The organism is Kitasatospora sp. NPDC059571 (assembly GCF_042735675.1).
In the GTDB taxonomy this organism is placed as follows: Bacteria; Actinomycetota; Actinomycetes; order Streptomycetales; family Streptomycetaceae; genus Kitasatospora.
This window is the reverse complement of record NZ_JBHWBW010000370.1, coordinates 1-7,994: the sequence shown is the minus strand read 5'-3', so window position 1 is coordinate 7,994 and position 7,994 is coordinate 1. Positions and strand designations below refer to the sequence as shown.

The following is a 7,994-nucleotide window of genomic DNA, read 5'->3' as shown; positions in this document are numbered from 1 at the left end:
CCTGCCCGCCCTGCCCGCCGCGGTGACCGCGGTGAACGCGGGCGTCGGCGCCCCGGTCGCCGGGCCGCGGGGGTCGCGCACCCACGGGCCGCGGGGGGGGCCCCGGCCGCGGGCCCCCCCCCCCCGGGGCCGTCCCCGGCGAGGGCAACGGCGGCGGACGGGTGCTCACCGCGTACTACACCTCGCGCGGCCGGCAGCCGGAGGACCTGCGGCAGTTCCTGGCCGCGCGGCTGCCGGACCACCTGGTGCCGAGCGTGTTCGTCCCGGTCGAGCAGATGCCGGTGACGCCCAGCGGCAAGATCGACCGGGCCGGACTGGCGGGCTCCGGGCGGACCGCGCCGCGCGGCAACGGCAGCACCGGCACCACCGTGGAGGCCGGGCTGGCGTACCTCTGGGCGCAGATCCTGGACGTCGAACACGTCGACGTGGACGACGACTTCTTCGAGCTGGGCGGCAACTCGCTGCTGGCGATGGAGATGCTGGCCCGGGCGCGGATCATGTTCGGGATCGGCGTCGACCGGATCCGCCTGCTCACCCGGTCGTTACTGCAGAACCCGACCCTGGGCGCGTTCACCCGGGTCACCCGGGACGCCCGGGGCGCCCACCCCGCCATCGAGCCCGGCCAGGCGGTCGACTACGCCACCGAGGCCGAACTCGGCGTCCCGGTGCACCGCGAGGACGGCCCCGGTCCGCGCTGGCACGAGCCCGGCGACATCCTGCTCACCGGCGCCACCGGCTTCTGCGGCGCCCACCTGCTGCACGCCCTGCTGGAGACCACCGGCGCCCGGATCCACTGCCTGGTCCGCGCCCCCGACCGCGAGCACGCCATGGAGCGGCTGCGCGCCTCCCACCAACGCTACCTGCGACGGGATCTGCACTCCGAGCGGGTGGTCCCGGTGGTCGGCGACCTGTCGGAGCCGCTGCTCGGCCTCGGCCGGCACCGGTTCGAACGGCTGGCCGGCACCGTCGACCTCGTCCACCACCTGGGCGGGCAGGTCAACTTCCTCTACCCGTACCACCAGTTGAGGGCGGCCAACGTGGCCGGTACCCGCGAGGTGATCCGGCTGGCCGGTCACTCCCGGGCCATACCGGTGCACTACCTCTCCAGCATGGCGGTGCTCGCCGGGTACGGCTCGGCCGGCACCCGGCACGTCACCGAGCAGTCGCCGCTCGCCCACGCCGACCGCCTGTCGGTCGGCTACGTGGAGAGCAAGTGGGTCGCCGAGGCGCTGCTGCACCACGCCGCGGCGGCCGGGCTGCCGGTCACCGTGCACCGGGTCAACGACGTCACCGGCGACCTGCGGCACGGGGTGATGAACCCCGGCACCGAGCTCTGCGCCATCATCCGCTACCTGTGGGACAGCGGCACCACCCCCGAGGTCCAACTCCCCCTGGACTTCGTGCCCGCCGACGTCTTCACCCGCGCGCTGGCGCTGATCTCCACCCGGGAGCAGGCCCGCGGCGAGGTGCTGCACCTGACCAATCCGAGCCCGGCGATGCTGCCGGACCTCGCCGAACGGCTCCGCGCCCGCGGCCGGGCGATCACCCGACTGCCCTACCGGGCCTGGGTGGAGAGGCTGATCGCGTTCGCCACCGAGCACCCGGCGCACCCGATCACGCCGTTTGTCCCGCTCTTCGTCGACCGCGCCGCCGACAGCCGGCTCACCATCAGCGAGATGTACTTCCGGCCGGTCTTCCCGCTCTTCGACCGCGGCAACGCCGAACGGGCGCTCGCCTCGACCGGGGTCGAGGTGCCGCCGGTGGACGCCCAGTTGCTCGACTTCTACCTCGAACGCCTGGAGGCGTCCGGCCAGTTGGAGCATGCCGCGTGAACGGCGCGGACCCCGCCGCCTGGTGGAGCGGGGTGGACCTGGCGGACGCCGTCCCCGACGGCCCCGCCGCGTTCTGCGCCGACCTCGGCCCGGCCGGGCTGCTGGCCGGCTACCGGGCGGGCGCCTTCCCGATGCCCGCCGCCGACGACTACGCCATGTACCTGAACGAGGCCCGCTACGAGGACCTGGTGGCGGCCGGCGCGGTCGCCCTCGACGACCCGCTCGGGGACGGCAGCGGCTACCGGGTCGCCTGGTGGTCGCCCGATCCGCGGCCGGTGATCGCGGTCGGCGAGGCCCGCCTCGGCAGCCGGCTCGCCCGCCGGCTGCGCGGCCGGACGAACTGGACGACCACCGCCGACCGGGCCTTCGACGAGGTGGTCCGCCGGTGCGCCGAGGGCCGCCGACCGGTCTGGCTGACCGAGGAGTTGCGCCGCGGGCTGGCCGCCCTGCACACCGCCGGCCGGGCGCACAGCGCCGAGGTGTGGGAGGACGGCACGCTGGTCGGCGGGGTGTTCGGGGTCAGGGTCGGCCCGGTGCTCAGCCTCGACTCGATGTTCCGGCTCCGACCGGACGCCGCGCGGATCGCCGTCGTCGACCTCGCCCGGCGGTTCGCCGAGACGGGCGGCCGGCTGCTGGACGCCCAGTGGGACGGCCCGCACGTGCGCAGCCTGGGCGCCACCGCCATGCCCCGCACCCGCTACCTGCGCCTGCTGCACGAGGGAGGGGACTCCCGGCCGCCGCCGGGCGACGAACGGCCGGTGCGCCTGCTGGGCGCCGCGCTGCTCTGAGAGCCGGACCGCCCTGACGGCCGGTCAGTGTCGGCGGTAGTGGGCGACCACCGCGGCCAGCACGTCGTCCCAGGGCGTCGGCCGCAGCCCGAAGGTGTGCTCCGCCGCGGTCGAGTCCAGCACGAACGGGCTCTCCATCTGGTAGGCGACCTCGCGCACCTCGCGCACCACCGGGTTGACCACACCGAGCAGCCGGACGACCGCGCCCGGGAGCTCGCCGACCCGCACCGGCGCCACCCCGGCCACCCGGGCCAGGTCGGCGACCGCCTCGCGCTGGGTGCGCGGCGCGTTGCTCGGCACGTGCCAGGGGCGGCCCCAGGCCCGCTCGTCGGAGCCCGCCTCCACCAGCAGCCGGGCGACGTCCGCGGTGTACGTCCAGGTGTGCGCGGTGTCCGCGCTGCGCAGGACCTGCACCCCGCGCCCGGCGAGCAGCCGGGGCACCAGCCGGTCGCCGAGGTGGCTCTCGGCACCGGGGCCGATGAAGTCCGAGGCCCGCACCTCGGTGGTGCGGATCCGGCCGGCCTCGTGGCGGGCCAGGGCGTCCTGCCACATCCGGGCCCGGACACCGCCCTTGACCGAGTTCGGCCGCAGCGGCGTCGCCTCGGTCATCGGCGCGTCCACGGCCCCGTAGCCGTACAGGTTGCCGACCGTCGCCAGGACGGCGCCGGTCCGCTCCGCGGCGGTCATCAGGGCCTCCGCCAGCGGCGGCCAGTCCGCGGCCCAGCGCTGGTAGGCGGGGTTGGCGCAGTTGTAGAGCACGGCGGCACCGGCGGCGGCACCGGAGAGGGCCGCGGCGTCCGAGGCGTCGAGCCGGACGGCGCGCGCCCCGGCGACCCCGGGCACGGTGCCGGAGCGGGTGGCCACCACGACCTCCTCGCCGCGCTCCGCCAGCAGGCGGGCGGCCTCCCGGCCGACCGGGCCGGCGCCGACGATCACGTGCTTGCTCATGGAATGCTCCCCGGGTGCTCCGCTTGAATCGAGAACACTGTTCTCCCCTGTGATGAGCATGCTGCACCCAGGCAGGACTGTCAAGAACAGTGTTCTCCGACGTTGTCGCCGTTCTCGCTCCGTGCCAGACTGCGGGTATGCCACCGCAGCGCAAGACCCCCACGCCCCGGGAGCGGGCCCGCGTCGAGTTCACCAAGGACATCAAGCAGGTCGCCCGCCGGCAGCTGGCCGAGGTCGGCGCGGCCGCGCTCTCGCTGCGCGCGGTGGCCCGCGAACTGGGCCTGAGCACGCCCTCCGCGCTCTACCGGTACTTCCCCGGGCGGGACGCCCTGCTGACCGCCCTGATCGTGGACAGCTACGCCGCCGTCTCCGACGCCGCCGAGGACGCCGCCCGGGAGCTCGCCGACCGCCCCGCCCTCGACCGCTGGGTCGGCATCTGCCACGCCGTGCGCGACTGGGCGCTGCGCCACCCGCACGAGTACGCGCTGCTCTTCGGCTCGCCGGTGCCCGGCTACGCCGCGCCGCAGGACACCGTGCCGCCGGGCACCCGGGTGCCCTTCCTGCTCGGGGCCCTCTTCATGCCCGCCGGGCAGGCGCCGGACGGGTCCCCCGGCACGCCGGCCGGACCACCGCCCGGTTCGGCGGCGGACGGCGCAGCGGTGCCGGCCGCAACCCGCCGAGCCCTGGCGCCGCTGCTGGAGCGTCTGCCGCCCGGCGTCCCGGCCGACCGGGTGGTCAGCGGGCTGATCGCCTGGACGTACCTGTTCGGCGCGGTCTCGTTCGAGGTCTTCGGCCACCGCAGCGCGATCGTCGCCGAACCGCGGGTCTTCTTCGACCACGAGATTCGCCGCCTGGGCGCCCTGCTCGGCCTCGCCGGGGCACCCTGAAGCCGCCGCGCGGGCGGCGGTGCGGGCCCTCAGGCGCGGAGCGAGGCCAGCGTGACGACCGTGATGTCGGAGGGGGCGCCGACCCGGACGGGCGGCCCCCAGGCGCCCGCGCCGCGGGTCACGTAGAGCTGGGTGTCGCCGTACCGCTCCAGGCCCGCGACCGTCGGATTCGCCAGCTCCGCCAGGTAGTTGCCGGGCCAGAGCTGGCCGCCGTGGGTGTGGCCGGAGAGCTGCAGGTCGACCCCGTGCCGGACCGCCTCGTACACGGTGACCGGCTGGTGGGAGAGCAGCACGGCGGCCCGGGCGGTGTCCCGGTCGCGCAGCGCCCGGTCGTAGTCCGGCCCCTGGCCCTCGGAGCGGCCGGCGAGGTCGTTCACCCCGGCCAGGTCGAAGTGGGCGAGCTCGGTGCGCGCGTTCTCCAGCGGGTGGACGCCGAGTTCCCGGACGAACTCGACCCAGGGCGCCGCGCCGGAGAAGTACTCGTGGTTGCCGGTGACGAACCAGGCGCCGTCGCGGGCCCGCAGCTGCGCCAGCGGCTCGGCGGCCGGGCCGAGGTCGGGGACCGTGCCGTCGACCAGGTCGCCGACGACGGCGATCAGGTCGGGCTGGACCCGGTTGATGGTGTCGACGATCCGCTGGGTGTGCGAACGGCCCAGGATCGGTCCGAGGTGGATGTCGCTGACGACCGCGATCCGGTAGCCGTGCGCCTGCCGCGGCAGCTTCGCCAGCGGCACGGTCACCTGCTCGACCCGCGGCCCGCGCAGCACGCCGTACATCCCGGTGCCGACCACCGCGGCCGCGGCCCCGCCGGCCGCCACCGCCACACCGCGCGCCACCAGCAGCCGCCGCGACGGGTCGGGCACACCGGCGGCCACCGGCGCGGGCGCCGGAGCGGCCATGGCCTCGGCCTCGGCAGCGGGCGCCTCCTCCACCGCGGCAGGGTCCGGCCCGGAAGGGCGCCGCGCGACCGCGCGGTTCAGCAGCGGACGCACCGCCTCGCCCACCAGCAGCGCGAACACCAGGTAGAGCAGGACCGCCAGCCACAGGTACCCGGGCCAGGCGAACCAGCGCTCCACGGCCAGCGGGAACGCCCGCCCGCCGACCAGCGCCGCGACCGACAGCAGCGGCAGCACGACGACCAGCGCCGTCCCGATCCGGCGCCCGTACCCGCCCGGCGCCGAGACGTCCCGGACCATCCGCCGCCACACGTACCAGTGGACGAGTACGAGCACGGCGACGGCCACCAGGAGCACCAGCGCGATCATCATGCGGCCAGTATCGGCACCCCGTGCCGCCACCTGGCGCCCGGGGCCCCGCTACCCCACCGCCACCTGCCGCGCACCCGCCGCGTCCAGCAGCAGCCGCACCAGTTCCTCCCCCGCGAACGGCACCGCCGGGACGGCCAGCCGGAGCACCCCCTGCCGGCCCCAGCCGTGCGCCTCGCCCCACGCCCAGCCGCGGCCCGGACCGGCCGCGACGGCGCGGTGCCAGGCGCCGGCGTCCCGGCCCGCCGCACCGCAGGCGGCACGGAACCAGTCCGGCAGCGGCGCGTCCGGCCCGTCCAGCGCAGCACAGAACGCCTCCCGCAGCCGCCCGGCCACCGCGTCGGCGTCCTCGGCGGTGAAGACCAGCTCGACCGTCCGGCCCGGCAGGACGAGGCCGTGGAGCCGGCCGTCCCGGGCGCGCCGCAGTTCGGTGCGAACGCCGTCCGGCACCAGCAGCTCGTACAGGCGCTGCACCTCGCGCTCGCCGAGCAGCTCGCCGACGGCCTCGGCCCGGGCCGCCAGGGCCGCACCGGATCCGGCAGGGGCGGCCCGCAGGTCCGCGGGGCCGAGCCGCCGGACGAGCGCGACCGCGTGGGCGCGGACCAGCCGGCCGACTCCCGGGTCCGGGTCGCGCAGAGCCCCGAGCAGCAGGTCGAGGCGGGTGAGCGGGTCCGCCCCGGCCAGCAGTCGCAGGCCCGCACGGCGCTCGGCCGGGCGGGCGCCGCGCGCGAGCAGTCCGGCGCCGAGACCGGGCGGCAGCGTCTCGGGCACCGTCCGCAGCGCGGTCGCGGTCTCGCGGACCACCTTGGCCGACGGGTCGTGCAGCAGCGGCAGCAGCAGATCGACCGGCACCGCGCCCAGCTGCCGCAAGCCGCGGACAGCGCGGACCCGGACGACGGCCGACGGGTGGGCGAGCACCGGGTGCAGCAGAGCGGCGTCCGCGGCCCGGCCGGTCTCGGCGATGGCGGCGATGGGCCCCCCCCCAACGGGCGCCGGGGGCCCCCCCCGGCCGGGGGGGGGGGGCCCCCACCACCCCCGCCCGGCCGCCCCCCCCCCCGCCGGGGGCCGGGCTGTGGTGGCGGGCCGCGGAGCCCGCGCGCGCCCCCCGCCCGCCGCGGGGGCGGGGGGGCGGACCAGCGGCGCCGGATCGTCCAGCCGGTCGGCCACCGCCCGCAGGTCACCGAGGCGCACCAGCCCTGCCAGCACCGTCGCGCGCACCTCGGCGTGCGGGCTGTCGGCCAGTCGGCGCAGCGGCTCCGGCCTGGCCGTCCAGACCGCCTCGCGCGCGGCGGCCTCGGCGGCCGCGCCCCGCACCGCGGCGTCCGGCGCGGTGGCGGCCAGCTCGGCGAGGTCGCGCAGCGGCCGGCGGGCGGCCCCGGCGCGGAAGGCGAAGGCCCGGACGGCCGGGTGCGGCGAGGCGAGCAAGAGGTCGGCCGACCCGGGGTGGGCGCCGACGGCGGCGGCGAGCTGCGCCCGGGCGAAGCCGGACCGGCTGCGGGCCCCGAAGGCCAGCACGGCCGGTGCGGCGGCCGGGAGGTACTGCGCCGGGTCGCGGTGCAGCAGGACGGCGAGCGCCGCGCAGGCCGCCTCTCGGACGGGTACGGCCCAGTCGGCCGTGCGGAGGACCAGCCAGGGCAGCAGTGGCCGGGGCGCCGGGTGGTCGAGGATCACCCGCACCGCGCGGGCCCGGACCCGGCCGTCGGGGTGGGCGGAGGCCAGGGCGACCGACTCGGGCGCCGGGTGCCGTGCACCGAGCTCGGTGACGGCGGCGGCGAGCGCCCCGGACAGCTCGGGGTCCGGCAGCCGCCGGACCTGCCGGTCGACCTCGGCGAGCCGCCGGGGGTGGGCGGCGAGCCGGTCCAGCAGCAGGCCCGTGCGGTCGCGCACGAGCTCGGCGAGCAGGACGGCGGGCTGCCGGGCGGGGGCGGCCCACGGGGCGGGCGGAGCGGCGGGGGGTCGGGTCACCGGGTGATTCTGTCCCTGCCCGGCGGTCACCGGCCTCCCCTTTTCCCCGTGCACCGCTCCGTGCGCCTCTCCGCCGGCATCCGCTCTCCCCCGGCAGCGGCGCGCCGTGACCGGGCGGACACTCTGCGCCGATTCCGGGGCGGGGGCGGGCCGGGCGGGCTGTGAGGCCTCCCACACCGTCGGCGCCGACTACGGTCCTCGATAGTCGTCACGCTCCGTCGCGGCGCGGCCCGGTGGGCGCGGCGGGGCCGGGGGCGGGGGCGCGGGGCGAGGGTAGCCGGGGGGCGGCCGGCGGCCGGGCGCGCGAGC

The 7,994-nt window shown here is 77.8% G+C and carries 6 protein-coding genes; 3 read left to right on the top strand and 3 right to left on the bottom strand.

Features of this window, described 5'->3' with window-relative positions:
* Positions 1 to 161 precede the first annotated feature (161 nt).
* Together ACFV0G_RS29865 and ACFV0G_RS29860 are read left to right on the top strand one after the other, a co-directional pair.
* The gene (locus ACFV0G_RS29865; RefSeq protein WP_380554795.1) at positions 162 to 1,832 is read left to right on the top strand and encodes a thioester reductase domain-containing protein; all 1,671 of its coding nucleotides are present in this window, start codon (positions 162 to 164) and stop codon (positions 1,830 to 1,832) included.
* A complete protein-coding gene (locus ACFV0G_RS29860) occupies positions 1,829 to 2,620 on the top strand; it encodes a leucyl/phenylalanyl-tRNA--protein transferase (RefSeq protein ID WP_380554793.1) in 792 nt (263 codons plus the stop codon). The genes ACFV0G_RS29865 and ACFV0G_RS29860 overlap by 4 nt, the downstream gene beginning before the upstream one ends.
* Before the next feature lie 24 nt (positions 2,621 to 2,644).
* Here ACFV0G_RS29860 and ACFV0G_RS29855 read toward each other — a convergent pair whose 3' ends face one another.
* Entirely contained in the window at positions 2,645 to 3,568 is a 924-nt protein-coding gene (locus ACFV0G_RS29855; RefSeq protein WP_380554791.1) for an NAD-dependent epimerase/dehydratase family protein, read from the bottom strand.
* Positions 3,569 to 3,705: 137 nt separating this feature from the next.
* On the opposite strand from ACFV0G_RS29855, the gene ACFV0G_RS29850 reads away from it, so the two are divergent.
* Positions 3,706 to 4,455, top strand: coding sequence for a TetR/AcrR family transcriptional regulator (locus ACFV0G_RS29850; RefSeq protein ID WP_380554789.1), 750 nt, complete (start codon positions 3,706 to 3,708; stop codon positions 4,453 to 4,455).
* A gap of 29 nt (positions 4,456 to 4,484) precedes the next feature.
* On the opposite strand, the gene ACFV0G_RS29845 is transcribed toward ACFV0G_RS29850, so the two are convergent.
* Positions 4,485 to 5,720, bottom strand: a complete 1,236-nt coding sequence (locus ACFV0G_RS29845) for a metallophosphoesterase (protein ID WP_380554797.1) — start codon at positions 5,718 to 5,720, stop codon at positions 4,485 to 4,487.
* A gap of 51 nt (positions 5,721 to 5,771) precedes the next feature.
* Entirely contained in the window at positions 5,772 to 7,685 is a 1,914-nt protein-coding gene (locus ACFV0G_RS29840) for a hypothetical protein (RefSeq protein ID WP_380554787.1), read from the bottom strand.
* Between the last annotated feature and the right edge of the window lie 309 nt (positions 7,686 to 7,994).